The 24,059-nt window shown below is 65.3% G+C and carries 24 protein-coding genes; 14 read left to right on the plus strand and 10 right to left on the minus strand.

All coding sequences use genetic code 11. From position 1 onward, the window contains the following. Positions 1–182: 182 nt before the first annotated feature. Together P1K30_RS11685 and P1K30_RS11690 are read left to right on the plus strand one after the other, a co-directional pair. Positions 183–653, plus strand: coding sequence for a hypothetical protein (locus P1K30_RS11685; RefSeq protein WP_275632917.1), 471 nt, complete (start codon positions 183–185; stop codon positions 651–653). Between the two features lie 110 nt (positions 654–763). After that, entirely contained in the window at positions 764–1,294 is a 531-nt protein-coding gene (locus P1K30_RS11690; protein WP_275632918.1) for a helix-turn-helix transcriptional regulator, read from the plus strand. A 6-nt stretch (positions 1,295–1,300) separates the two neighbouring features. Here the strand turns inward: P1K30_RS11690 and hmuQ are convergent, their stop codons facing one another. The 5 genes from hmuQ to P1K30_RS11715 form a co-directional block, all read right to left on the minus strand. Then, on the minus strand, positions 1,301–1,621 hold the full coding sequence (gene hmuQ, locus P1K30_RS11695) for a heme-degrading protein HmuQ (protein WP_275632919.1): 321 nt from the start codon (positions 1,619–1,621) through the stop codon (positions 1,301–1,303). A gap of 88 nt (positions 1,622–1,709) precedes the next feature. Next, positions 1,710–2,087, minus strand: coding sequence for a DUF2237 family protein (locus P1K30_RS11700; RefSeq protein WP_275632920.1), 378 nt, complete (start codon positions 2,085–2,087; stop codon positions 1,710–1,712). Between the two features lie 52 nt (positions 2,088–2,139). Beyond that, on the minus strand, positions 2,140–3,171 hold the full coding sequence (locus P1K30_RS11705; protein WP_275632921.1) for a DUF2332 domain-containing protein: 1,032 nt from the start codon (positions 3,169–3,171) through the stop codon (positions 2,140–2,142). Continuing rightward, the gene (gene pth / locus P1K30_RS11710) at positions 3,168–3,863 is read right to left on the minus strand and encodes an aminoacyl-tRNA hydrolase (protein ID WP_275632922.1); all 696 of its coding nucleotides are present in this window, start codon (positions 3,861–3,863) and stop codon (positions 3,168–3,170) included. Before pth ends, P1K30_RS11705 begins: the two co-directional genes overlap by 4 nt. Positions 3,864–4,090: 227 nt before the next feature. After that, positions 4,091–4,726 carry a 50S ribosomal protein L25/general stress protein Ctc gene (locus tag P1K30_RS11715; RefSeq protein WP_275632923.1) on the minus strand — a complete coding sequence of 212 codons (636 nt, stop codon included), beginning with the start codon at positions 4,724–4,726 and terminating at the stop codon, positions 4,091–4,093. A 172-nt stretch (positions 4,727–4,898) separates the two neighbouring features. Between P1K30_RS11715 and P1K30_RS11720 the strand changes: the two genes are divergently transcribed. After that, positions 4,899–6,062, plus strand: coding sequence for an MFS transporter (locus P1K30_RS11720; protein WP_275632924.1), 1,164 nt, complete (start codon positions 4,899–4,901; stop codon positions 6,060–6,062). A 36-nt stretch (positions 6,063–6,098) separates the two neighbouring features. On the opposite strand, the gene P1K30_RS11725 is transcribed toward P1K30_RS11720, so the two are convergent. From P1K30_RS11725 to P1K30_RS11745, 5 genes are all read right to left on the minus strand, one after another. After that, the gene (locus P1K30_RS11725) at positions 6,099–6,335 is read right to left on the minus strand and encodes a hypothetical protein (RefSeq protein WP_275632925.1); all 237 of its coding nucleotides are present in this window, start codon (positions 6,333–6,335) and stop codon (positions 6,099–6,101) included. 16 nt (positions 6,336–6,351) lie between these two features. Further along, positions 6,352–7,536: an alpha-hydroxy acid oxidase gene (locus P1K30_RS11730; protein ID WP_275632926.1), complete on the minus strand. Its 1,185-nt coding sequence runs from the start codon at positions 7,534–7,536 to the stop codon at positions 6,352–6,354. Between the two features lie 96 nt (positions 7,537–7,632). Then, a complete protein-coding gene (locus tag P1K30_RS11735; RefSeq protein ID WP_275632927.1) occupies positions 7,633–8,451 on the minus strand; it encodes a 2-keto-4-pentenoate hydratase in 819 nt (272 codons plus the stop codon). Between the two features lie 39 nt (positions 8,452–8,490). Continuing rightward, positions 8,491–9,282, minus strand: a complete 792-nt coding sequence (trpA, locus tag P1K30_RS11740) for a tryptophan synthase subunit alpha (protein ID WP_275632928.1) — start codon at positions 9,280–9,282, stop codon at positions 8,491–8,493. A gap of 770 nt (positions 9,283–10,052) precedes the next feature. Continuing rightward, positions 10,053–10,178: a hypothetical protein gene (locus P1K30_RS11745; RefSeq protein ID WP_275632929.1), complete on the minus strand. Its 126-nt coding sequence runs from the start codon at positions 10,176–10,178 to the stop codon at positions 10,053–10,055. A gap of 305 nt (positions 10,179–10,483) precedes the next feature. Between P1K30_RS11745 and P1K30_RS11750 the strand changes: the two genes are divergently transcribed. The 11 genes from P1K30_RS11750 (at position 10,484) to P1K30_RS11800 (ending at position 24,035) form a co-directional block, all read left to right on the plus strand. Continuing rightward, positions 10,484–11,587: an Mrp/NBP35 family ATP-binding protein gene (locus P1K30_RS11750; RefSeq protein ID WP_275632930.1), complete on the plus strand. Its 1,104-nt coding sequence runs from the start codon at positions 10,484–10,486 to the stop codon at positions 11,585–11,587. 709 nt (positions 11,588–12,296) lie between these two features. After that, positions 12,297–12,797, plus strand: a complete 501-nt coding sequence (mraZ, locus tag P1K30_RS11755; protein ID WP_275632931.1) for a division/cell wall cluster transcriptional repressor MraZ — start codon at positions 12,297–12,299, stop codon at positions 12,795–12,797. A 3-nt stretch (positions 12,798–12,800) separates the two neighbouring features. Then, on the plus strand, positions 12,801–13,799 hold the full coding sequence (gene rsmH / locus P1K30_RS11760; RefSeq protein WP_275632932.1) for a 16S rRNA (cytosine(1402)-N(4))-methyltransferase RsmH: 999 nt from the start codon (positions 12,801–12,803) through the stop codon (positions 13,797–13,799). Continuing rightward, positions 13,796–14,188: a cell division protein FtsL gene (ftsL, locus tag P1K30_RS11765; RefSeq protein ID WP_275632933.1), complete on the plus strand. Its 393-nt coding sequence runs from the start codon at positions 13,796–13,798 to the stop codon at positions 14,186–14,188. The genes rsmH and ftsL overlap by 4 nt, the downstream gene beginning before the upstream one ends. After that, the gene (locus P1K30_RS11770; protein ID WP_275632934.1) at positions 14,185–15,966 is read left to right on the plus strand and encodes a peptidoglycan D,D-transpeptidase FtsI family protein; all 1,782 of its coding nucleotides are present in this window, start codon (positions 14,185–14,187) and stop codon (positions 15,964–15,966) included. The genes ftsL and P1K30_RS11770 overlap by 4 nt, the downstream gene beginning before the upstream one ends. 17 nt (positions 15,967–15,983) lie before the next feature. Beyond that, positions 15,984–17,468 (plus strand): UDP-N-acetylmuramoyl-L-alanyl-D-glutamate--2,6-diaminopimelate ligase, encoded by a 1,485-nt coding sequence (locus P1K30_RS11775; RefSeq protein WP_275632935.1) that lies wholly within the window; start codon positions 15,984–15,986, stop codon positions 17,466–17,468. After that, positions 17,465–18,910, plus strand: coding sequence for a UDP-N-acetylmuramoyl-tripeptide--D-alanyl-D-alanine ligase (locus P1K30_RS11780; RefSeq protein ID WP_275632936.1), 1,446 nt, complete (start codon positions 17,465–17,467; stop codon positions 18,908–18,910). The genes P1K30_RS11775 and P1K30_RS11780 overlap by 4 nt, the downstream gene beginning before the upstream one ends. After that, positions 18,910–19,995 carry a phospho-N-acetylmuramoyl-pentapeptide-transferase gene (gene mraY, locus P1K30_RS11785; protein WP_275632937.1) on the plus strand — a complete coding sequence of 362 codons (1,086 nt, stop codon included), beginning with the start codon at positions 18,910–18,912 and terminating at the stop codon, positions 19,993–19,995. Before P1K30_RS11780 ends, mraY begins: the two co-directional genes overlap by 1 nt. A gap of 183 nt (positions 19,996–20,178) precedes the next feature. Continuing rightward, complete coding sequence (gene murD / locus P1K30_RS11790) at positions 20,179–21,582, plus strand: UDP-N-acetylmuramoyl-L-alanine--D-glutamate ligase (RefSeq protein ID WP_275632938.1); 1,404 nt, start codon at positions 20,179–20,181, stop codon at positions 21,580–21,582. Between the two features lie 106 nt (positions 21,583–21,688). Continuing rightward, complete coding sequence (locus P1K30_RS11795; protein WP_275632939.1) at positions 21,689–22,855, plus strand: peptidoglycan glycosyltransferase FtsW; 1,167 nt, start codon at positions 21,689–21,691, stop codon at positions 22,853–22,855. A gap of 88 nt (positions 22,856–22,943) precedes the next feature. Beyond that, complete coding sequence (locus tag P1K30_RS11800) at positions 22,944–24,035, plus strand: UDP-N-acetylglucosamine--N-acetylmuramyl-(pentapeptide) pyrophosphoryl-undecaprenol N-acetylglucosamine transferase (protein WP_275632940.1); 1,092 nt, start codon at positions 22,944–22,946, stop codon at positions 24,033–24,035. Positions 24,036–24,059 lie beyond the last annotated feature (24 nt).

Below are 24,059 nucleotides of genomic sequence, written 5' to 3' on the forward strand. Positions count from 1 at the left end.
ATCCGTGGGCGACCTCCGACGTGTCTCCAAACATGAGGAGGGGCCGGGACGGCGGGCAAACGCGAACCAAAGGAACGACGCCGGTATCCCGAAGCCGAAGTTCGTTCCAGTAGTATGCGGCGGTTCCTGTCCCCAGCAGGAGCCGCCGCATCGACAGCTTTCGCTGACCCCGGAGGATACAGATGATTGCTAAACTTCTTACAGCCGCATTCATCGTCGCGTCGGGCGCCGCAACGGCGCACGCGGCGTCGCTGGAAGAGCGGGTCGCAGATCAACTGCGCCGCTACGGCTATGATGAGATCGACGTCAGCCACACCTTGCTGGGCCGCCTGCGGGTCGTGGGTCATGACGGGTCGCGTCAAAGAGAGATCATCGTCAATCCCCGCACCGGAGAGATCCTGCGCGACTATACCAGTGGTGACGATACCTTCGTCGACGGACCACGGTTGATGCCGGATCTCGGCCCGGCAGAGGTTCCCGACCGCCCTGAACGCCCCGAACGGCCCGATCGTCCTGACAGGCCCGATCTTCCTGACAGGCCCGACCGCCCGGACCAGACAGACAGGCCAGATCGCCCGGATCGCCCGGACAGACCGGACCGGCCCGACAGGCCCGACCGCCCAGACGGATCACCCGGCGGCGGCAACGGCTGACGCAACGGGGCCGTGCCGTCACGATGGAGCGCCAAGCGTTTTCCGTATAAACACGGGTTGTCCGTTGGAAGGGCGCGGACACCAGAGCAGGAAACGGAACAGGCGGCCCCGTGAAGCGTCGGACACTTCTGATCAGCATTCTGCTCGTGCAGGCAATCTGCGCGATCTTCTTCGTGTCGGACATCGCGCTGACCGTGATCGGCATCCGTTTGCAGCCGATCAGCTGGCAGACCCGCGAGTTTCTGGAAATCGGCGCGTCCTTGGGGCTGATCCTTGGGCTGGTGCTGGGGGCGATGGCCCTGCGCCAGTCTCACCGGCGGGCCGACGCGCTGGAGGATCGCCTGCGCATCGCCTCTGGCGCGTTCCACGAATTGATCGAGGACCGATTCACATCATGGCAGCTGACAGCCGCCGAGCACGACGTCGCGATGTTCTTGCTGAAAGGTTTGTCGATCCAAGAGATCGCCGGGCTTCGCGCAACATCTGAAGGGACGGTTAAGGCGCAGTCGAACGCGATCTACCGCAAAGCCGGGGTGTCCGGCCGCCCGCAGTTACTCAGCCTGTTCATCGACGACCTGATGGGGGATGAACTGACGCCCGTGGCCGAGAAACCGGCGGAACGGGCAGGGCGGGCGGCCTGACGGGTCTTACGATTCGTGCAGGACCGTCTCGAAGCCTTCGAACTGCGGCGGTCCGGCCATCACGTCCTTGGTGCCGCTGTTGCCGGCATTCTTGTGCGCGTCGCGGAACTGTTCCGACTTGGTCCACGCTTCGAAATCTTCGCGGCTGTCCCAGACGACGTGGCTGGAATACAGCGTGTGGCCTTCGCCCTCCGGGCCTTTCAGCAGCCGGAATTCCCGGAAGCCTTTCAGCTCTTTCAGCCGGCTTTCCCGGCTTTTCCAAATGGTCTCGAAGGTTTCTTCCTTGCCCGGCAGAATCCGGAAGCGGTTCATCGCGATAAAGCTCATGGCCTGTCTCATGCTGGTTCGGGGATAGGCTGGCTGCGCCTCGGCGGTCGCTGGCTTGGCCCCGAGGTCGCATGACCGGCGCACAAGGTCAATCCGCGCCGATAGCCCGGGCCTGAAGCACCGCAAGCGGCACGACTTCCAGCGCACGCATGTGGGTGGCCGACAGGTCCACCTCGGGAGAGCATCCTTCGTCATGGGCCTGCAGGAACCGCGCCGCGCACACGCACCAGCGGTCGCCCGGCTTCAACCCGGCAAAGCCAAGCTCGGGGCGCGGGGTCGACAGGTCGTTGCCGACGTATTTCGAGAACGCCAGAAACTCTGCCGTCATGACCGCGCACACGGTGTGGCTGCCGGTATCCTCGTCGCATGTGTCGCAGGACCCATTGCGGTAATAGCCCGTAAGCGGGTCGTCCGAGCAGGATTCCAGCGGCTCTCCGAGCACGTTGACAGAAGGGTCCATTGTCATGGCGGGTCTCCGGGGTTGGTCCGTGTCGATGTTAGCTTCGGTGTCGCGGCGTTCAACCGTGTGGCGACCACCGCAGCCAGCGGCCGTGAAAATCCACCCGGCCCAGCGTGACTGTTCTGTCTTCCGGCCACAGACGCAGCGTCATCCCCGCGCCAGGCGAGTCGCTGTCGGCCTCCATGCCCAGCCATGCGACGGGCGCCGCCTTGGTGGCGCGCTGGCCTGCGGCCTCGATGGCGGCGCGGGCGCGTGCCTTGACCGGTTCGGGAAAATACTGCCACGCGATGGTGTGATAGATCAGGTGCAGATGACCGGGCCGGGGATCGGCCAGTCGCTGATCCAGCCAGTCCGCGGCATCGGCGGCATCGACGACGGGGGTTGCCGCGGCAAGGGCGGCCTGCGTGCGCGACAGGCGGTCCGACTGGTCGGGCCAGATATAGGCGCACAGGCGCTGCCGGTCGTCGGGCGATGTGGGATCCAAAGGGGTCAGGTCCGTGCCGCGCCGTTCGGCAACCCGTGGGGACGCGTTCGGGGGCAGGGGGCCGTCCCAGTCGGGCGAAAGGGTCAGCACCGCATCGATGGGCCCAAGCCGACGGCCGGGAAGGTTAAGGGCGTAGCGATCCCAGAAGAGGTTCAGCCCCGCACTTGCGCCAAGTTCCGACAGGACGAAAGGCAGATCGTAATGGTCCGCCAGCCAATGCCCCGCCGCGATCAGAACCGCGCTTCGGGCGGTTTCGTTCGTCTGCGGCGGGCGGTCGAGCCACTGCCCCAGCCGTTCGGTGTGATCTTCCATCGCGGATTTTACCGCAGCCCACAGCGCGTCATCGCTTGCGTCATGCGGGGGGTAACAGGCCGCCAACTCCGGCGCTTCGCCTTCGATCACCAGACCATGCAGGCTTCCGGCCAGCCGCAGGGGCACCGAATGCCCGCGGGACGAGATGTCGCCCGGCCAGTCCAGCAGACGGTCGGCGATCACACCGCCCGGTTCCAGCCGGTCCGCGATCAGCCGCAGAAGGCGCGCGTTGAACGGCGACCCCAAATGTTCGCAGGACGTGGCCTGATCGCGCAGCGCCGCGCGCAGGGTCATTTGAACTTGTCCACCAGCTTCTGGATCGCGCTGCGCGAATCGGGCTCGGGTTCGGGTTCGGGTTTGGCGTCCGGTTTCGGTGCAGGTTCCTGTTCCGGCTTGCCAGCGGTTTTCGAAGATCGCGGCGGTGCCGTGCGCAGGGCGACAGCGTTCATGAACTTGCCGGTGTGCCCTTCGGCCAGCGGTTTCGCCCCGTCAGAGATCCCCCGCAGCAGGTCGTCCAACCAGTCCTGATCGGCCTTCGGGAAGTCGTGCAGAACGTAATGCGACACCGCATCCTTGTGGCCCGGGTGGCCGATACCCATCCGCACGCGGTGGTATTTGTCGCTGAACTGCGCGTGGATCGAGCGCAGGCCGTTGTGCCCCGCGTGGCCGCCGCCGGTCTTGAAGCGGCACTTGCCCGGGGCAAGGTCCAGTTCGTCGTGGAAGACGATGACGTCCTCGGGGCCGATCTTGTAGAACTGCGCCGCCGCCGACACGGAATTGCCCGACAGGTTCATGTAGGTCTCGGGCTTCAGCAGCAGCACCTTTTCCAGCCCCAGCCGTCCCTCGGACACCTGTCCCTGAAACTTGGCGCGCCACGGTCCAAAGCCGTGATCCTCGGCGATGCGGTCGAGGGCCATGAAGCCGATGTTGTGACGATTGCGGGCGTACTTGGCCCCCGGATTGCCGAGACCGACGAACAGACGCATGGGGCGGGGCTCCTTGCTGCGGTTGCGAAAGATCTATCCGCGCGGCGCGCCGCGTGCAATGGCGGCGGGTGGAACGTCCCGCTGGGCGGCCGTTGGGCCACCTCGCCTGATATTCAGAAATCGAACAATTTGCGGCAGCTTTTGCGAAGTTTGTCGCGAAGGCTGTTCCAAAACGAACAACGGAGCCCGAAGGCTCCGTTGCAATCAGATCCGAGAGGGAACCGGGATTACTCCTCGGTCTCGGCCTCTGCTTCTTCCGCGCCTTCATCCTCGGCGTCGTCGCTGGCGCGCAGGCCGGACGGGGCGGTGATGTTGGCGATCACGAAGTCCCGATCGATCGTCGGCTTGGCGCCGGCGGGCAGATCGATGGACGAGATCGTCGCGGTGTCGCCGATGTTCATCTTCGACACGTCGAGGGTCAGGTGGTCGGGGATGTCGCCAGCGGTGACGACCAGCTCGACCTCGGGGCGGACAGCAGTCAGCACGCCGCCCTTCTTCAGGCCCGGGCTCTCTTCTTCGCCGACGAACTCGACGGGGATGAAGAGGTTGATCTTCGTGGTGCGGCGCAGGCGGATGAAATCGACATGCGTGGGCAGGTCTTTCACCACGTCGCGCTGCACGGCACGGCAGATCACGCGCACATCATCGTGCCCTTCGACCTTCATGTTGAACAGCGTCGACAGGAAGCGGCCAGCTTTCAGGCGCTTCAGCAGTTCGTTGAAGGGAAGGTTGATCGGCAGCGGATCGACACCGCCCCCGTACACGATACCAGGTACCAGATTCTCACGGCGTGCTTGACGGGCGGCCCCCTTGCCTGTCCCCGTACGCTCCGTGGCTACAAGATCAGGAATCTCGCCAGCCATAATTCTTCTCCTAACTGAGTGTTATGGGCATCCTCCAAGGGTGTATGCCCGATGAAGCGCCGCCTATAAGGCAGATCCCGACCCAAGGGAAGGGTCTAATTCCGCCGGGCCATCCCTTGGCAGGCCGACCGGGCAGGGATAGCGTCCGCCCCGCAAGCGAAGGATTCCCGGAATGTCCCTGATCAAAGCGTTGCGCGTGTCGCGCGCGCCGTCCGCCAGCCTGATGGCCGTGGGTGCCCTGTGGGGCAGTTTCGCCGCGCTGTTGCCCGACATCAAGGACCGTGTCGGCGCGGGCGACGGCGAGATGGGCGGCGCCCTGCTGATGTCGGCGCTTGGCGGGCTGCTTGGCATGTGGGCCGCGCCGAAGGTGACGGGCCGCCTTGGCCGCTATGCGATGCCGGTGTTCGGCCTTCTGGTCTGCATCGTGGTGATGCTGCCGATGCTGCCCACCAGCGTGGTCACGCTGGGCGCTGTGCTGCTGGTGATGGGGCTGTCGGTGGCGTTCCTCGACATCTCGGCCAACGTGCACATCAGCGGGCTAGAGGCGCGGCACGGTATGCACCTTATGAACGTGAACCACGCGATGTACTCGCTGTCCTTCGCCGCCGTCGCGTGGGTCTGCGGTTTGGGGCGGCAGGCGGGGATGTCTCCGGCGCAGATCCTGCCCGGGATGGCGGTTCTGATCCTGCTGTGCGTCGCACTGATGCGCGTTCCCCGCACGGCGGCCCCGGTCGAGGAAGACGCCCCCGGCAACCCGGCGCGCATCCCGTGGGGCGCCATCGTTCTGACCGGCGTCATCCTGTTCGCCAGCTTCATCGGCGAAAACTCGACCGAGGCGTGGTCGGCCCTGCACATCGAGCGCACGCTGGGCGGCGAGCATGGCTCGGGCAGTTTCGGCCCGGCAATGCTGGGCCTGATGATGGGAATCGGGCGGTTGTCCGGGCAGGTGCTGAGCGCGCGGTATGGCGACGCCAAGCTGATCTTCGGCTCTGCCATCATCGGGTCTATTGGCGCGCTGGTGATCGCGGCCGCGCCCAACGTGCCGGTGGTGCTGGCGGGTGTCGCGCTGACGGGCATTGGCATGTCGGTGATCGTGCCCTCGGCCACGTCCCTGCTGGGCGCGCGCGTGGGCGACAAACAGCGCAGCTATGTGCTGTCGCGGGCGTGGATGTTCGGGATCGTGGGCTTCTTCATCGGACCGTCGCTGATGGGCGGGCTGGCCGAGATGTTCGGCCTACGCTGGTCCTTCGTCGCGGTGGCAGGTCTGGTGGCCTTCACGCTTCCGGCGATCTGGGCGCTGGCATGGCGCAAGCCGCGGGTTGCCGTCGGGCTTTGACGGGCGGTGGCCCCGAAACGGGGCCACGCCGGGTGCTCAGTCGGCCAAGTCGGACCGGATCGCCGCGATCTCCTGATCGACCGTCCCGTCGAACGGCGCACGGCCAGCGCGGCGATACCAATACCCGGCGTTCCAGTCGTCGCCTTCGATCCGGTGCACCAGCGCGTGAATCCACGCACTGGTGGTATCGCCTTCGTGTTCGACGATGTCATGCGCAGCCTGCCACTGGCCCGTTGACAGCAGGTCCAGCGCCTTGGCGTGATCGGGTGTCATACGCAGGGTCTCCGGCTTAGGCGGCGGGGGAGGACGTATCGGCCCACTTCCCCGCGAAATCCTCGGGGATCAGCATGATGTCGCGGTCAAGCTCCGAGATGTTTCGCTTGCCGCACAGCGCCATCGACACGTCGAGTTCCTTGTGGATGACTTCCAGCGCGCGGGTGACGCCCTGCTGGCCCATCGCGCCCAGCCCGTAGATTGCGGCGCGGCCGATGAAGGTGCCCTTGGCGCCCATCGCGATGGCCTTCAGCACGTCCTGCCCGGACCGGATGCCGCTGTCGAGGTGCACCTCGATCTTGTCGCCCACGGCGTCAAGGATCGACGGCAGCGCGCGGATCGACGACAGCGCGCCGTCCAGCTGACGCCCGCCGTGGTTCGACACCACGATCGCGTCGGCACCGACGTCCAGCGCCATGCGGGCGTCCTCGGCATCCAGGATCCCTTTCAGGATCAGCGGGCCGCCCCAAAGCTTCTTGATCTCTTTGACCTTTTCCCAGTCCAGCCGGGGGTCGAAGCTTTCAGCCGTCCAAGCCGACAGCGACGACAGGTCGGTGACGCCCTCGGCGTGGCCGACGATATTGCCGAAGGTGCGGCGCGGCGTTTTCATCATCGCGCGGCCCCATGCCCACTTGGTCGACAAATCGAAGATGTTCGACAGGGTCGGGCGCAGCGGCACCGACAGGCCGTTCTTCAGGTCCTTGTGGCGTTGGCCGAGGATCTGCAGATCAAGCGTCAGCACCAGCGCGGAGCACTTGGCTTCCTTGGCACGCTCGATCATGCGCACGACGAATTTCCAGTCGCGCATCACGTAAAGCTGGAACCAGAACGGCTTGTCGACATGAGAGGCCACATCTTCGATCGAGCAGACGGACATCGTCGACAGGGTGAACTGGGTGCCAAAGGCGTGCGCGGCGCGGCAGGCAAGGATTTCCCCGTCGGGCCACTGCATCCCGGTCGATCCGACGGGCGCAAGCGCCACCGGCATCGACACGTCCTGACCGATCATCTGCGACTTGGTCGACCGGCCTTCCATGTTCATGGCCACCCGCTGGCGCAGGTAGAGCTTGTCGAAGTCCGAAGAGTTCTCGCGGAAGGTCTGTTCTGTCCAGCTGCCCGACTCGCAGTAGTCGAAGAACATCTTCGGCACCCGATTGCGATAGATGCGTTTGAGGTCCTCGATCTCGGTGATGACGGGCATGGATGCTTCCTCCGGGGCATTGTGTGCGGCGTCTTTGGTTAGCAGTCGCGCGCGCCGCTGACAATTGGCTGTGCCGGGGCACCGCTGCGGGCCGCCTTAGCGGAAGGTGACGTCCAGTCCCGGCAGGTCGCAGCCGCGCAGTTCCGTCTGCCAACGGTCGCCGGGGGCAACCGGCATCGCGTCGGTCAGCGTCCCTGTGGTCACGATGTCGCCGGCCTTCAGCGGCGTCTCGCCCGGTGTCTTGTCCAGACCGCCCAGCAGGAACCGCAAAGCCTGAAGCGGGCCGCCAAGCACGTCCGTGCCGCGCCCTTCGGCACGCACCTCGCCGCCGGTCAGGGTCAGTTCCAGCGCGGCAAGCGTTTCGGCCGGGGCATCGCCCATCCGGGCCAGCGGCTGACGCGGTCCGACAAGCAGGGCGCCATGCAGCCCGAAGGCGGCCTGACAGTCGGCGGCGGCGAAGGTCCAGCCGGGATAGACCGAGGTCACGATCTCGAACCCGTGCGCGACCCATTCGATGCAGTCCAAAAGCTCTGCATCCGACATGCCGCTGGCCGGGGTCGCGCCAAAGCCAAACACGATCTCGGGCTCGATACGCGGTTCCGGCACACGGGGCAGGTCGACCGTCGCCTGCGCCGCGTCCAGTTGAATGACAGAGCGGTCGAACATGTCGCCCCAGATCGGACCGTTGACGCTGTAGCGCGGCCAGAGGGTGCGGTTCGTGAAGCCGATCTTGCGACCCACAGGCGTTTCGCCGCTGGCGATGCGCAGCGTGCGGATCCGCGCGGCGATGGCATGGGCGTCGTCCCAGCCGAACGCGTCCTCGGTGTCGGACAGCGGAGGCCGCTGACGGCCGCTGTCGCGGGCGCTCAGAAGGTCTTCGGCAAGGGCGGCGATGCGGTCAGGGGGCAAGGTCATGTCGTACCCATGCACGTCGCGGGGGCCGCGGGCAAGCGGTCAGGCGCGATGGGCGCCGTCGGCAAGCGTCTTGACGTAGGCTTGCACCGACTCCACCGGGTCGCCGTTCGCGATCTTTGCCACGATGGCAGACCCCACGACGGCGCCGTCCGCGATACCGGCGATCGACTCGGCGGATTCGGGGGTGCGGATACCGAAGCCCACGATAACCGGCAGGTCGGTTTTCGCCTTGATGCGCGCAACCTCGGGGCCGACATCGGCGGCCTGCGCCTCGGCCGAGCCGGTGATGCCGGTGATCGACACGTAATAGACGAAGCCGGACGTGTTCTGCAGAACCGTCGGCAGCCGTTTGTCGTCGGTGGTCGGCGTGGCAAGGCGGATGAAGTTCAGGCCTGCCTTTTGCGCCGGGATGCACAGTTCGTCGTCTTCTTCCGGCGGCAGATCGACGATGATCAGCCCGTCGATCCCGGCGGCCTTCGCGTCTGCAAGGAAGGTGTCGACGCCACGATTATAGATGGGGTTGTAGTAGCCCATCAGCACGATCGGGGTCGTGTCGTCCTCTTTGCGGAACTCGGTCGCCAGATCCAGCGTCTTCTGCAACGTCATCCCGCCTTCCAGCGCGCGTTGACCGGCAAGCTGGATGGTCGGGCCGTCCGCCATCGGATCGGTGAAGGGCAGGCCAAGCTCGATCACGTCGACACCGGCGGCGGGCAGCGATTTCACGATCTCAAGCGACGTTTCATAGTCGGGGTCGCCGGCCATTACATAAGCTACGAAAGCCTTTTTCCCGCTCGCTTTCAGCTCTGCGAACTTGGCGTCGATCCTGGTCATGTCCGGTCCCCCAATTCAGGTCCGTATCCGTTTGGCGAATGGACCGGCGGAAATCAATCGGATTTCGCCGCCCTGACGGCGGCGGTCGCGTGAATTGCGGTGGCTGTGTCTGAAAAGAAAAACGGCGATGCGCAGGGAGGAGGAAGCGCATCGCCGTCATTTCAACGTGCGTCCCAGGGAGGAGGAGAGGAACGCCCGTATCTGGGGAAAGCACCGGCGACACCCAGGGAGGAGGAGAGGGTGCCGCCGACTTTCCAACGGACCTTCCAGGGAGGAGGAGAGGAAAGCCCGTATCTCTGTTTTGGAATCGGCGGCGCGCAGGGAGGAGGTAGCGCGCCGCCGACTTTCCAACGTGCGCCCCAGGGAGGAGGAGAGGGACGTCCGTATTCCGGTGGAAGGAACCGACGGCACCCAGGGAGGAGGAGAGGGTGCCGCCGATCTTCCAACGAGCGTTCCAGGGAGGAGGAGAGGAACGCACGCATCTCTGTTTTGGCATCGGCGGCACCCAGGGAGGAGGAGAGGGTGCCGCCGACTTTCCAACGAACGCCAAAGGGAGGAGGAGGCGTCCGTATTCGTATTCTTTGCGAAGTCCCGGCGATGCCCAGGGAGGAGGAGAGGGCATCGCCGGTCTTCGATCACCTAGGCCCCAGGGAGGAGGAGAGGGGCTTCGGCGTATTAGGATGCGGCGACATCAGGGAGGAGGAAGACGTCGCCGCGAGTCATCAGACAACCTAGGGAGGAGGAGAAGGTGCCTGAAACTCTATCTCTGTTCAGCGGGCTTCGGCGGTTCCGGTCTTGCCGCGCTTGCCTGCGACCCGGCGGGCCAGCGAAAGCTCTTCGCGCATGTGACGGACCAGTCCGGCTTCGAAGCCTGCGATTTCCTGTGTGAAAGCCATATTGCTTTCCTTCGTTTCTCTGCGGGTGCATCGGGCACCCTGTCTTGTCTCGGGTCGGCTGCGGGTGTTTGGTGTCCGCCGCCGGGTGTGTCTGTGTCGATGGCTGCTTGTGCCGTCGTGTTGAGGATCAAAATAAACATATGCTGCAGATGCACAATCCGTCCAAGCTTCATTCCGGCTATGCAGAAGGCGCATAAGTAACCCTAAGTCACGCGGCGTGACTTATGCCGAAATTTTCAGCAGGCTCTTTCATAGCGCCTTCGGAAAAGGCTTAAAATTCACCACCCCGCGCGGAGATCGCAAAGATGGCCCCAAACGCTGAGAAAATCCGTCAAGTCCTAATGGGTGTTGAGCTTCCCGATGGTGGCGACCCTGTCACGGCGGGGCTTGTTAAAGCGCTTTGGGTCGAGGCGGGAATCGTCCGCTTTGTGCTTGAAGCGGACAGCCCCGAGTCGGCGCGGACGTTGGAGCCGGTTCGCGCCGAATGCGTCCGCGCCGTGCGCGCCATGCCGGGCGTGCATGACGTGTCCGTTGTCGTCACCGCCCACGCCAATGCTGCGTCGCAGCAAGGCGCTTCGCGGGCGCAGCAGGGCGGGGGTGAGGCGCCAAGCCTGAAGATCGGTCGGCACCCCACGCAACAGGACGGTCCGCAGCAGGTCAGCGGCGTCGATCGCATCATCGCTGTCGCCTCTGGGAAGGGGGGTGTCGGTAAATCGACGGTCGCGACAAACCTTGCGGTTGCGCTGGCGCGGCAGGGGCGGCGCGTCGGGCTTCTCGATGCCGATATATACGGTCCCAGCGTGCCGCGCATGATGGGTCTGTCGGGCAAGCCGGATTCGAAGGATGGCAAGACGATCGAGCCGCCTCATGCGCATGGCGTTACGGTCATGTCGATCGGGTTGCTGGTAGAAGACGATCAGGCTGTCGTCTGGCGGGGGCCGATGTTGATGGGAGCGATGCAGCAGATGCTGGGTCAGGTGAACTGGGGTCAGCTTGACGTTCTTATCGTCGACCTGCCGCCCGGCACCGGTGACGTGCAGTTGTCGCTGGCACAACGGACGCGCCTGAGCGGCGCCTTGGTCGTTTCGACGCCGCAGGACGTGGCGCTTCTGGATGCGCGCAAGGCTATAGACATGTTCCGTCGGCTGGGGACGCCGGTGCTTGGTCTTATAGAGAACATGTCGTCGTTCTTCTGTCCGCACTGCGGGGGCGAGTCTCATATCTTCGGCCACGGCGGCGTGCGCGCCGATGCAGAGCGGCTGGACCTGCCCTTCCTAGGAGAGTTGCCGCTGACGCTGGATGTCCGCCTTGCCGGGGACGTCGGCGTGCCGATCGCCGCGGGCGAGGGGCCCGAGGCCGAGGCCTATGCCCGGCTGGCCAGCGGGCTTGTCGCGGGCGGGGTCGCCTGAAAGGATTCTGGATTTATCCACAGAACCCTGTTAATATCTCTTCGAGCAACGTTCCGACCGATGCCTCGCTGTCCAGCGGGGCATCGTCGACTCCGGGGGTATGGAACGGTTGGGAATTCAGGGGACCCGCAGGGTTCCAGATGGTCCCAACCCCAAACCAAGCCCAAAATCGGACGATTCACCGCTCGCATCCCGTGATTCCGGCCTGCGAGAAAGGGGATCGGGTGGGAATGGCCGGATCTTGTGGGAATTTAGGGAACCAGCCTGCAAAAAAGTTTCGACCATATATAGACGGCAATTTATACCCCTGATCTATATGTTGGAAAACGAAGCGGGCGCGCTGTCGGGGCTGTTGTTTTTCGGTCTCTGTCAACGCCAGAAAAGGGGGGTTCTGAAAATATACCCCGTTGCTTCCCCTGAATTCCCATGGCATTCCTTTAACCACGATGAAGACGGGTTCAAAAAACGGACAACAAGATCCGAGGTAACCAAAAAGCAGGTTTCATACAGGCTCCCAACTTCATCAGACCAAGAGATCCGGCGCGCGGGCGAGCAGACATCCCCCCAGGTGGCGCGCGCAGCTGGACAACCCGCTAAGCGGGACGAGGGCGGCGGATCGAGCAGTGGCAGCAGCTCGATCCGCCGTTTCCGTTCTAGGGGTTGAAAATCAGAACAATTCGCGGGGGACGGGACAAGGACACGCGGGACAGTGGCGCGTAGGTTCAGAGGGGAATACACCCAGAAGGTGGACGGCAAGGGCCGTGTTTCCATCCCCTCTCGCTATCGCCGCGTGATCGAGTCCGGTGACCCCGACTGGGTCGAGGGCAAGCCCGCCGAGTTCGTCATCGTCTACGGCGACGAAAGCCAGCAATATCTTGAATGCTACACGATCGACTCGATGGACGAGCTCGAGGACAAGATCGCAAAGCTCCCGAATGGCCCCGACCGCACCTACATGATTGACCGCTATCAGGCGTTCTCGCTTGAAATGTCCGTGGACGAAACCGGCCGGATCGTCCTTAGCAAGAAGCTGCGCGACAAGCTGGATATCGACGAGGAAGCCTATTTCATTGCCCAAGGCGCCTGTTTCCAAGTGTGGAAACCGGAAGCCTACGACAGGATCAAGAAGGCGAAAATCGAAGCCTACCTCGCAGAAAAACCAGAGGATTTCGATCCTCTGACGCTGTTGAACGACGTCCGGAGCGAATAGGTCATGGCCGCGACCGCATCTGCCAGCGCGTCCGCCCCCCACATCCCGGTCCTGCTGCGCCCGCTTCTGAGAGAGGTCGCACCGGTCTCCGGGCGGTGGCTTGACGGCACCTTCGGGGCAGGGGGCTATGCGCGTGGGCTGCTCGAGGCCGGCGCGGATCACGTGATCGGTGTCGACCGCGATCCGATGGTCTTCGAGATGGCAAAGGACTGGGCCGGCGAGTACGGCGACCGCCTGTCGCTGGTCGAGGGCACCTTTAGTCGTCTGGACGAATACGCAGACCAACTTGACGGCGTGGTGCTGGATCTCGGCGTCTCGTCGATGCAGCTCGACATGGCCGAGCGCGGCTTTTCGTTTCAGAAAGACGGCCCGCTGGACATGCGGATGAGCGACACGGGCCCGTCCGCCGCCGATCTGGTGGCCGAGACGTCCGAAGCGGAGCTGGCCGACATCCTTTATCTTTACGGAGAAGAGCGCGCCTCGCGCCGGATCGCCCGTGCGATTGTCAGGGCGCGGGCCGAAACGCCGATCGAAACCACGCTGCAGCTGGCGAAGATCGTCGAGTCCCAGCTGCCGCGCCCGAAACCGGGGCAGGCGCATCCCGCCACCCGCACCTTTCAGGCCATCCGCATCGCGGTGAACGACGAGTTCGGTGAGCTGGCCACCGGGATGGAAGCGGCGGAACGCGCGCTGAAACCGGGCGGGCAGCTGGCGGTGGTGACCTTCCATTCAATCGAGGACCGCATGGTCAAGCGGTTCTTCCAGATCCGGGGCGGCAAGCAGGGGCAGGGCAGTCGCCATGCCCCGCCGACCGAAGCGGAAACGCCCCGCTGGGAGATCATCACCCGCAAGGCGGTGGGACCCGATGACGACGAACTGGCCGAAAACCCGCGTGCCCGGTCGGCACGGCTGCGGGTCGCGCGTCGCACCGACGCGCCGGCGGGCGCGGCGGACCGCGCAAAACTGGGGATGCCGATGCTAAACAAGGGGGCAAGACGTTGAAGTCATTCGCTTTCGTACTGTCGATCCTGGCTGTCATGGGGCTGGCGTTCTGGGCCTATGGCGAAAACTACAAGACACAGCGCGCGCTAAGTGAAGTGGAATCGCTGCAGGGCCAGATCGGCCAACTGCGCGAAACCCGCGCGGTGCTGCGCGCCGAATGGGCCTATCTGAACCGTCCTGACCGGCTGGCTGATCTTGTCGGCATGAACTTCGCCTCGCTGGGTCTTGTGCCGCTGGCCGCCGTCCAGTTCGGCCGGGTCGAACAGATCTCGTATCCGCGCCCCGATGCGCTGCCGTCCGAACTGCAACTTGGCCCGATTACCGGCGCCGTGACCGTTTCCGCCCCGGCCAATGCTCCGGTGCCTGCCGAGGATATGCTGATCCCATGACCCGCGTCCCTCTTCGTCCGCTTGCCCGCATTCTCGAAGCCCGCCGCAAGGGCGAGAACCCCGACGCAATCGAGCGCGAGAACATCCGCCTGCGTCATGAACAGATGCGCGACAAGGCCCGCCAGCGCGCCGAGGGGCGTCTGCTGGTGCTGGGCCTGTTCTTCTTCTGCGCCTTCACCGTGGTCGGTGCCCGCATGGGGCTGATGGCGGCTTCTGTACCGGAAGAGCCGCGCGCCTCGGCCTCGACCAGCGAGATCGTCAACCAGCGGGCTGACATCGTCGACCGCAACGGCCGCATCCTTGCGACCAACCTGCAGACGCACAGCCTGTACGCCCAGCCGCCGATGATGGTCGACAAGGCCCGCGCCGCCAGCGAACTGGCGCGGATCTTCCCGGATCTCGATGCCGAGGACCTGTTCAAGCAGTTCACCGGCAAGCGGAAATTCATCTGGATCAAGAAGGTGCTAAGCCCCGAGCAGCAACAGCAGGTCCACGATATCGGCGAACCCGGCCTGCTGTTCGGCCCGCGCGAGATGCGGCTGTACCCGAACGGCTCGCTCGCGGCGCATGTCCTTGGCGGCTACAAGTTCGGCGTCGAAGGTGTCTATGCGGCCGAGGTGATCGGCACCGCCGGTGTCGAGAAGGCGTTCGACGAATTCCTGCGCGATCCGGCCAACAACGGCCGCCCGCTGGAACTGTCGCTGGATCTCACGATCCAGTCCGCGATCGAGGAAATCCTGTACGGCGGCATGAAGTTGCTGAACGCCAAGGGCGCCGCCGCAGTCCTGATGGACGCCTACACCGGCGAGATCGTGTCGATGGCCAGCCTGCCGGACTTCGACCCCAACAACCGGCCCGTCCCGCTTTTGGAAGGGGATCCGTCTGACAGCCCGCTGTTCAACCGCGCGGTGCAGGGCCTGTACGAGCTTGGGTCCACCTTCAAGATCTTCGCCGCCGCGCAGGCGCTGGAAATCGGTCTGGCCAATCCTTCGACTCTGATCGACGCAGATGCGCCGATGCGGTGGGGCAAGTACACGATCAAAGAGTTCGAGGGTCACAACTATGGCCCGCTGATCTCGCTGACGGATGTGATCGTGAAGTCTTCGAACGTGGGCACGGCGCATGTCGCGCTTCAGATCGGCGAAAAGCGGCAGCAGGAATTCCTGAAGGCGCTGGGCTTTTTCGAGCCGACCAAAGTCGAACTGTTCGAAGCGCCCTACGCCAAGCCGCTGACCCCGAAGAACTGGTCCGACATCCACACGATCACCATTTCCTACGGCCACGGCCTGTCGGCCAGCCCGCTGCACCTTGCGGCGGCCTATGCCTCGCTGACCAATGGCGGCACCAAGGTGACGCCGACGCTGGTCAAGCAGGCCTACCGCATTCCCGGCCCGCGCATCGTGTCGGAAGAGACGTCGGCCGCGGCGCGCGCAATGCTGCGGGCGGTCGTCACGCGTGGCACGGCAAGCTTCGCGGATGTGCCGGGGTACGGCGTCGCGGGCAAGACCGGCACCGCCGACAAGCCCCGGCCCAACGGCGGTTATTACGACGACAAGGTGATCACCACCTTCGCAAGCGTTTTCCCGGTGGACGATCCGAAGTACGTTCTGGTCGTGACGCTGGACGAACCTGTCGAGACCTCGGGCACGAAGCCGCGCCGCTCTGCGGGGTGGACGGCGGTTCCGGTGGCGACCGAGGTGATCCGTCGCGTCGCGCCGCTGCTTGGGCTGCGGCCAGTGATTGAACCCGACAGCGCCGATGGAGTAACAAAGGGCTGACCACGGAAAGCGGGCAGATGAGCGGACAGGAAAAAACACTTGCTGATCTGGGTCTTACGGCTCAGGGCGGGCGCGAGACGCGGATCACCGGACTGTCCGTCGACAGCCGCTCGGTCGAGCAGGGGCACCTGTTCGCGGCGTTGCCCGGTAGTCGAATCCACGGCGGGGAGTTCATCCAGTACGCCCTGCGCATGGGCGCGGGCGCGATCCTGACCGACCGGCAGGGTGCGAAGATCGCGGCTGCCGAGCTGGCCGAGTCCGACGCCGCGATTGTCATCGCCGAAGACCCGCGTCAGGCGCTGGCCTATGCTGCCGCGCTGTGGTTCGGGCTTCAGCCGGACACCACCGTCGCGGTGACGGGAACCAACGGAAAGACATCGGTCGCGACCTTTACCCGGCAGCTGTGGGCCGAGCTTGGCCTGAAATCGGCCAATGTCGGCACGACCGGGGTCGAGGGCGCGTATCAGGCGCCGCTTCAGCACACCACGCCCGAACCAATCACCCTGCACCGTGTCCTGTCCGAGATCGCGGCCGCCGGGGTCGATCATGTCGCGATGGAAGCGTCCTCGCACGGGCTGTCCCAGCGGCGGCTGGACGGGGTCAACCTGTCGGCGGCGGCGTTCACGAACTTCACGCAGGACCATTTGGATTACCACGCCAGCTTCGAAGAGTATTTCGAGGCGAAGGCGGGGTTGTTCACCCGCGTTCTGCCGGACGACGGCGCGGCGGTGATCAACATCGACGATCCGCGCGGCGCACAGCTGGCCGAGATGGCCATGGAGCGCGGGCAGGACATCCTGACCGTGGGCCGGTCCGCCGACGCGAACCTGCGCATCCGGGGTCAGCGGTACGACGCAACCGGACAGGACCTGCGGTTCGACTGGAACGGTCGCCCGCGCCAGACCCGGCTTGACCTGATCGGCGGATTTCAGGCCGAAAATGTGCTGTTGGCGGCGGGGCTTGTCATCGCCACGGGCTGTGACCCGACCCGCACCTTCGACATGCTTCCGCACCTCGGCGGAGTACGCGGCCGGATGCAGCTTGTCGCCGCGCGCGAGAATGGCGCGACGGTTTTCGTCGACTACGCCCACACGCCCGACGCCCTGAAAACGGCGCTGAAGGCCCTGCGCCCGCATGTGCTGGGCCGTCTGATCGTGGTGTTCGGCGCCGGTGGCGACCGCGACACCACCAAGCGCCCGCTGATGGGGCAGGCCGCCGCCGAGAATGCCGACGTGGCCTTCGTCACCGACGACAACCCGCGGTCCGAGGATCCGGCGGCGATCCGCGCGATGATCATGGCGGGCGCGCCCGACGCGACAGAGGTCGGCGACCGGGCTGAAGCTATCCTGCGCGGCGTCGATGCCCTGCAACCCGGCGACGCGCTGCTGATCGCGGGCAAGGGGCACGAGACGGGGCAGGTGATCGGCGACGACGTCTATCCCTTCGACGACGCGGAACAGGCCAGCGTGGCGGTCGCCGCGCTGGACGGGCGGCTGGTATGACCCTGTGGACCGCGGCCGAGGCCGCGGCGGCCACCGGCGGCCGCGCGACGACCGACTGGTCCGCCTCGGGCGTGTCCATCGACACCCGTTCCATCGCGCCCGGCGATCTGTTCGTCGCCCTGACGGATGTGCGCGACGGCCACGACTTCGTGGCGCAGGCGCTTGAGAAGGGCGCAGCCGCCGCACTGGTTTCCCGCGTGCCGGACGGGGTGCCCGAGGACGCGCCGCTGCTGATCGTGGACGAGGTCCTGCCGGCGCTGGAACGTCTTGGCGTCGCCGCGCGGGGCCGCTGCCGCGCGCAGGTCGTGGCGGTGACCGGGTCGGTCGGCAAGACCTCGACCAAGGATATGCTGCGGGCCGTTCTTTCGGCGCAAGGTACTGTTCATGCGGCGGAAAAGAGCTTCAACAACCAATGGGGCGTGCCGCTGACGCTGGCCCGGATGCCGGCTGACGTCGACTATGCCGTGATCGAGATCGGCATGAACCACCCCGGCGAGATCGCGCCGCTGACCCGCATGGCGCGCCCGCATGTGGCGGTGATCACGACGGTCGCCCCGGCCCACCTTGAAGCCTTCGATAGCATCGAAGCCATCGCGCGCGAAAAGGCGTCGATCTTCGAGGGGCTGGAACCCGGCGGCACGGCGATCACCAACGGCGACATCCCGACCGCCCCGATCCTTGAAGCCGCCGCGCGCGAGAAGGGCGCCACGCTGCGCACCTTCGGCGAGGCGGCGCGGAACTTCCACCGGGTGACCGACGTGCGGCTTAGCCGCGAGACCACCGTGGCGCAGGGGCGCCTTTGGCGGCAGTCGGTGATCTACAAGGTGCAGTCCCCCGGCCGTCACTTCGCGATCAACGCGATGGCCGCCTTCGCGGCGGTCAAGGCGGTAAAGGGCGACGTCGCGCTTGCCATCGCCGCGCTGGCCAAGTGGCAGCCGCCGGAAGGGCGGGGCACGATCGAGCGGCTGTACCTCGACCCGCTTGAGCAGAAACAAAGCTTCGACCTGATCGACGACGCGTTCAACGCGAACCCGGTTTCGATGACCGCGTCGCTAGAGATCCTCGCCGCCACCCATCCGCGCGACGGCCTGGGCCGCATCGCCTCGGGGCGCCGCATCGCGGTGCTGGGCGACATGCTGGAACTGGGCCCCGAGGCCGCCGAGCTTCACGCGGCCATCGCGCGGGATCCAAGCCTGTCCGAGGTCGACGTGGTCCATTGCGTCGGCCCGCTGATGCGCAACCTTTACGACGCGCTGCCACCCGAAAAGCAGGGCCAGTGGGCGCCAAGCGCCAAGAAGGTGGCGAGCGCCGCGCACGGGCTGGTCGACGCGGGCGACGTGCTGCTGGTGAAAGGATCGAAGGGGATCAAGGTCAGTCTCGTCGTTGACGCCGTGCGGAAATTGGGCCATCCGCTGCTGGCGGATTCCGAGGAGATCGCCTGATGCTGTACTGGCTCACCCAATTTTCCGACGGCGGCGATTTCTTCAACCTGTTTCGCTACATCACCTTTCGGGCCGGCGCGGCCTTCTTCACCGCGCTGATCTTCGGTTTCATCTTCGGTCGTCCCCTGATCGACCAGTTGCGCAAGCGGCAGGGCCGGGGGCAGCCGATCCGCGACGACGGTCCGGAAAGCCACCTGCTGACCAAGCAGGGGACGCCGACGATGGGCGGCGTGCTGATCCTTGGGGCGCTGGTCGTCTCCAGCCTGCTTTGGGCCCGGTTGGACAACCCCTATGTCTGGATGGTGCTGTTCGTCACCGTGGGCTTCGGCGCTGTCGGCTTCGCGGACGACTATGCGAAGGTCTCCAAGTCCAACACCAAGGGCGTTTCGGGCCGCATCCGGCTGTTGATCGGCTTCACCATCGCCGGGCTTGCCGCCGTCTGGGCGTCTTGGTTCCACCCGGAAGAGCTAAGCTTTCGGCTGGCGTTTCCGGTGTTCAAGGACGTGCTGCTGAACTTGTGGTGGTTCTTCGTGCCGTTCGCGATGATCGTGATCGTCGGCGCCGCAAACGCGGTGAACCTGACCGACGGGCTGGATGGCTTGGCCATCATGCCGGTGATGATCGCCGCCGGAACGCTGGGCGTGATCGCCTACGCGGTCGGGCGGGTCGACTTTACCGAATACCTTGACGTCCATTACGTGCCCGGCACCGGCGAGATCCTAGTCTTCGTCGCGGCGCTGATCGGGGGCGGGCTGGGGTTCCTTTGGTACAACGCACCCCCTGCTGCGGTGTTCATGGGCGACACCGGCTCGCTGGCGCTGGGCGGCGCGCTTGGCGCCATCGCGGTGGCAATCAAGCACGAGATCGTGCTGGCCATCGTCGGCGGCTTGTTCGTGGTCGAAGCCTTGTCGGTGATCATTCAGGTCCTGTACTTCAAGCGCACCGGCAAGCGGGTGTTCCTGATGGCGCCGATCCACCACCACTTCGAAAAGCGTGGCTGGGCGGAACCGCAGATCGTCATCCGTTTCTGGATCATCGCGGTGATCCTTGCCCTGATCGGACTTGCGACGCTGAAGCTGCGTTAAGCGGCGATTGTCGGATTTCTGCTGGAAACGCGGCTTATTTTGCGTCCGGACCAGCGGCGATTGTCGTATCCGTTCAAACGCAGGCGGTGACGCGAGACGTGCGCGGGGGCGTTCTTTGGCCGCGCACTGGCCCCGGACCGCAAACCGCGCTAACCCTTGCGGAACAGATTCAGGAGCCATCAGATGATCCCCGTCCGCGGCTACGCCGGCCACAAGGTCGCCATCCTCGGTCTTGGCCGTTCGGGCCTTGCCGCCGCCCGTGCGTTGCTGGTCGGGCGCGCGACGCCGATCTGCTGGGACGACGGTGCAGAGGGCCGCGCCCGGGCCGAGGCGGAAGGCTTCGAACTGGTCGACCTGACCCGCCCCGGCGCTTACGACGGTGTTGCCGCCCTGATCGTGTCGCCCGGTATTCCGCACCTGTACCCGCAGCCCAACCGCGCCATTGCCGCCGCGTGGGACGCGGGCATTCCCGTCGACAACGACATCGGCCTGTTCTTCGCCAGCCTTGGCACCTCGGACTGGATGAGTTTCGACCAGCCGCCGCGGGTGATCGCCGTGACCGGATCGAATGGCAAGTCGACGACCTCGGCGCTGATCCACCATATTCTGCGCCACGCTGGCCGCCCGGCGCAGCTGGCCGGCAATATCGGGCGCGGGGTTCTGGACATCGACCCGCCGGAAAACGGCGAGGTCATCGTGCTGGAACTGTCCAGCTACCAGACCGACCTTGCGCGGGCGCTGACGCCGGACATTTCGGTCTTCACCAACCTGACGCCCGACCACCTTGACCGTCATGGTGGGCTGGGGGGCTATTTCGCGGCCAAGCGTCGCCTGTTTGCCGAGGGCGCGCCCGACCGCGCCGTCATCGGTGTGGACGAGGCCGAGGGACGGTTCCTTGCCAACCAGATGTCGCAGGGGCCGGGGGACGACCGGGTGATCCGCATCTCGTCTGGGCAAAAGCTGGGCGGGCCGGGCTGGTCGGTCTTCGCGCGGAAGGGCTTTCTGTCGGAATACCGCAAGGCCCGCCAGATGGCGTCGATCGACCTGCGCGACATCCGCGGGCTACCGGGCGCGCACAATCACCAGAACGCTTGCGCGGCCTATGCCGCGACCCGCGCGCTGGGCCTGTCCCCGAAAACGATCGAGGCCGCGTTCCACGACTTCGCGGGTCTTCCGCATCGCAGCCAACTGATCGCCGAGGCGAACGGCGTCGCCTATGTCAACGACTCGAAGGCCACCAACGCCGACAGCGCCGCACAGGCCCTGCGGGCGTTCGGCCGCATTCGATGGATCGCGGGCGGGCTGGGCAAGGACGGTGGCATCGCCAGTCTTGCCGATGCGCTGGGGAACGTGACCAAGGCCTATCTCATCGGCCATTCCGCCCGCGAGTTCGCGCTTCAGCTGGGCGACACGCCGCACCAGATCAGCGAGACGATGGAACAGGCGGTCGCCGATGCGATGGCCGAGGCAGAGCCGGGTGACACCGTGCTGCTGGCCCCGGCAGCGGCCAGTTTCGACCAGTACCCGGACTTCGAGAAACGCGGAGAGCATTTCACCGCAGAGGTCCAGGCAAGGTTGGGTTCGTGATATTAAACCGCCGCATTTGCCCTAGCGCATAAGGCTGAATCTCGTTATTGTACCAGCTAGACCCGGATAACCGGGCGAGCAGCACATCTTTGGCAGGCGGTACTCCATGACGGAAATGGTGTTCGGTGCGGTCCCGGTCCGGGAAGGCGAGCCGATTCTTCCCAGGTGGTGGCGGACCATCGACAAGTGGTCGATGGCGTGCGTTCTTCTGCTGTTCGGCGTGGGGATGCTGCTGGGTCTTGCGGCGTCGCCTCCGCTGGCGTCGCGCAACGGTCTGGATCCTTTCCACTACGTCCAGCGGCAGGCGCTGTTCGGCTGTCTTGCGCTGACGGTGATGTTCCTTGTGTCGATGATGTCGCCGCTGGTGATCCGCCGGATCGGCGTGATCGGCGCCGTTCTTGCGCTGGCATCGCTGATGCTGCTGCCGTTCTTCGGAACCGATTTCGGCAAAGGTGCGGTGCGCTGGTTCTCGCTTGGGTTCGCATCCGTCCAGCCTTCGGAATTTCTGAAACCCGGTCTGATCGTCATCTCGGCGTGGCTTATGGCTGCCAGCCAAGAGATCCACGGACCGCCGGGTAAAAGCCTGTCCTTCGGTCTGGTTCTTGCGGTGGTGGGCCTGCTGGCGCTGCAACCCGATTTCGGGCAGGCATGCCTTGTGCTGTTCGGCTGGGGCGTGATGTATTTCGTCGCCGGTGCGCCGTTCACCCTTCTGACCGGGATGGCCGGCCTTGTGGTCGCGGCAGGGACCGTGGCTTACAATTCCTCGCAGCACTTCGCCCGCCGGATCGACGGCTTTCTGTCGCCGGACATCGACCCGCGCACGCAGCTTGGCTATGCCACCGGCGCAATCCGCGAGGGTGGGTTCTTCGGTGTCGGCGTGGGCGAGGGGCAGGTGAAATGGTCGCTGCCCGATGCGCACACCGATTTCATCATCGCCGTCGCCGCCGAGGAGTACGGCCTGATCCTCGTGCTGTTCATCATCCTTCTGTACATGACGATTACTGTCCGGTCGCTGATGCGACTGATACGGGAGCGGGATCCGTTCATCCGACTGGCGGGAACGGGTCTCGCGTGTACCTTCGGGGTGCAGGCCATCATCAACATGGGCGTCGCGGTGCGGCTCTTGCCGGCGAAGGGCATGACGCTACCCTTCGTCAGCTACGGCGGCTCGTCGCTGATCGCCGGGGGCATCCTTGTCGGGATGCTACTGGCGCTGACCCGGACACGTCCGCAGGGCGAGATCGGGGATATCCTGCTGAGAAGTCGGCGGTGATGGTTGTTGCAAAAGTAAAAGATCAGGCGCCAATCAGCGCAAAAAGTACCGTGAATAAGCAGAATACTGAAAACATGGAAGCGGCGGCATGACTGCGCCGCTTCTTGTCATTGCTGCCGGAGGCACCGGCGGTCACATGTTCCCGGCGCAGGCGCTGGCGGAACACATGCTGGCGCGCGGCTGGCGCGTGATGCTGTCGACCGACGCGCGCGGCGCGCGGTACACCGGCGGTTTCCCGTCAGACGTCGTGATCGAACAGGTCGCCTCTGCCACCTTCGCCCGCGGCGGTGCCGCCGCGAAGCTGGTCGTGCCATTCCGCATCACGGGCGGCGTGATGAAGGCGGTCATGGACTTCCGTCGACTGAAGCCCGCCGTGGTGGTCGGCTTTGGCGGCTATCCGTCGATCCCGGCGCTGGCGGCGGCGACGCTGCTGAAGCTGCCCCGCATGATCCACGAACAGAACGGTGTGCTTGGCCGTGTGAACCAGCTGTTCGCAAAGCGCGTCGATGCCGTCGCATGCGGAACGTGGCCGACGCAGCTGCCTGAAGGGATCGAAGGCTATCACACCGGCAACCCGGTGCGTGGCGCGATCGCAGAGCGGCACGCGGCGCCTTACATCGCCCCGGGCGATTACCCGATGCAGGTTCTGGTGCTGGGCGGCAGCCAAGGTGCGCGCATCCTGTCGGACGTGGTGCCAGAGGCCGTCGCGAAGCTGCCCGACGAGATCCGCCGTCACGTTCGCGTGTCGCATCAGGCCCGCGCCGAGGATGAGGATCGCGTGAACGCCTTCTATGCCGAACACGGCATCAAGGCGGACGTGCAAACCTTTTTCACCGACGTCCCGAACCGCATGTCCGAGGCGCAGCTTGTCGTCGCCCGCTCCGGCGCATCGACCGTTGCGGACCTGTCGATCATCGGCCGTCCCTCGATCCTTGTGCCGCTGGCGGCGGCGATCCGGGACGAGCAGACCGCCAACGCGCGCGGGCTCGTTTCCGCCGACGCTGCGGTGATGATCCCCGAATCGAAGCTGGACGCCGATACGCTTTCAGAGCATATGGCCGCAGTCCTGACGAACCCCCGCGCCGCGTCCGAGATGGCGAACGCGGCACTGACCGTCGGCCGACCGGACGCGACAGACAGTCTGGCGGCTCTGGTGGAACACTTGGCAGAGAGGCGATAGACGGGCATGACTTTCGAGCGCTGG

Origin of the sequence: Psychromarinibacter halotolerans (genome assembly GCF_029168315.1) — a bacterium.
GTDB classification, from domain to species: domain Bacteria; phylum Pseudomonadota; class Alphaproteobacteria; order Rhodobacterales; family Rhodobacteraceae; genus Psychromarinibacter; species Psychromarinibacter halotolerans.